This is a genomic window from Capnocytophaga sp. oral taxon 332 str. F0381 (genome assembly GCF_000318275.2).
GTDB lineage: Bacteria > Bacteroidota > Bacteroidia > Flavobacteriales > Flavobacteriaceae > Capnocytophaga > Capnocytophaga bilenii.
In genome coordinates, this window is record NZ_KB291278.1 from 1 (window position 1) to 2016 (window position 2016).

Here is a 2016-nt window from a genome sequence, read left to right on the forward strand (position 1 = left end):
GACTACAATTGTTAGCATCTATTACCTTAAACTTGTTCTGTACTCCTGGTGCTACCCCTGTAAATATATTGCTGGTCTGTGGGCCTGCTTTTAATACGTTGTTAGCATCGTAATATTCATACTTATATGTACCCGTACCTGTACCACCCGTAGCTGTAAGTTTTACGGTCGCTACGTTGTTGTTAGAACACATCGCTGGTACCGTTTGCGTTGCCGTAAGCCCTATTTCTGTAGGCTCTGTTACTTGTAAAGTTGTCGTTACCACACAGCCTGAACCTAATCCTGAATGGGCTGGCGTATACCTAAAGGTAATTGTGTAATTACCCTTCTGAAGTTGAGTAATCTCAAAGGTATTACTATTGATAGGAGTCGTATAACCCGCTCCTGTCCTAGCTATATACGACGGTGATATTTGTACCATATAACTACCACCTCGCAAATTCTCTACCTTCAATGTAGCTTTACCTGTAACGTCACCGTTACAAGCTACATTCGTTACACTCAATACACTACCCTTAAACTCTTGTCCCGATGGAATTACTACTGTCTTCTCTATATCTGCAGGACACGATTTGGGTACTTGATAAACATTTATATCATCTATAGCAAAGTCATTACCCCAAGAGTGTGCTGTAGAACCATTTGAACGGAACTCTATCCAAAGCTCTGTATTATTGCCTACTTCTAACTCTATTTCTTGTTTATGCCAGTTTGCCATACCTGCTCCACAAGTAGAGAATGGTACTTCGCCTGCTTCTTTACGTGTTACAAGTGTATTATTATTTGTTACTAATTGTACCCTAATATTAGGACTAATCGCTACAGGATAGTTACAGCCTGATGAAATAGTAGGATTTTGGTCATCACGATATAAATTCATTATATAGTACTGAACCTTAACCTTTGAACCATCTTTAAGACCTTCTATCTTCCTCTTATAAAATATTGCACCATCTGGTACTGGCGGTATATTCCCAAAAAGGAAACGTCCATTAGGATTACCTCCTGCTGATGTATGGTCAGGTACTTCTACCCAAGTTGCTGGTGCACAACTTGGCCTATACAATATCTTACCACATCCTGCTCCCATATTGGTAAAGGTAGTGATATATTCTGTAGCACCCATAATCTTATATCCATAAATCGCACAAGTCAGATTACTCAAAGATGCTGGCAAACAAGAAGGCTGGTTCTCAAAATCTTCTCTAAACAACAAGTTAGAATCTAATGCCGCCTCCTGTGTATATCTTATAGTAGCGGTATAAGTACCTGGTGCCAAACCTGTAATGGTTGCTACTGTACCAGTAGCCGTCTTACCGCCTACTATATAGGTATAACTATAAGTGCTTGGGTTACCTGTAAACTTCACTGTTCCATTACCCGCACAATCATACGTAACGATAGTATAGGTAGTGCCCGTAGGCTGTGCTATTTTATCAGGAACTGAAATACGTACATCGTATTCACATCCGCCCTTATCTCTTACCGTTATAGTATGCGTTCCTGGGGTTATCCAGCCTTCTGGATAGATAGAAAATCCTCCATCGTATTTATATTGATATTCACCCCAACCGCCGCTTACGTTGGTAAAGCGTACTTTTGCCTTATTAGTATTAGCTCCGTTGCCACAACCTACCAATTCTTGCACCACTGCAAAGGCTTTGAGTGGCTGTGTTGGCGCTGCTATTAGGATAGGCTGTGTTACCTCACAATCGTTAGCATCTTTCACTACCATATTGTGAGTACCTGTACTTACATTCGTAAACAAATGTTTGTTGCCCGTTACACTCGTCCAGTTCGCATCAGTACTATTCAACTTGATGCGGAATGGTGCTTTACCTCCATTAATAGTTACCGAAACCACTCCATTGTTCACACCATAGCAAGTAGCGCTGGTTACCGTTGCTGAAATTGTTGCCCTTACAGGGGTTGTTACACTTACCACACCACTGTAAAACTCACAACCTCTATCATCTGCAACCCGTATCACATAACCTCCTGGCACATTGGTATAAT

Annotated in this window: 1 protein-coding gene; it reads right to left on the reverse strand. The window is 41.1% G+C overall.

The window, feature by feature from the left end; translation table 11 throughout:
* The coding region (locus tag HMPREF9075_RS03290; RefSeq protein ID WP_009415077.1) for a SprB repeat-containing protein at positions 1–2016 on the reverse strand (2016 nt) is incomplete at both ends.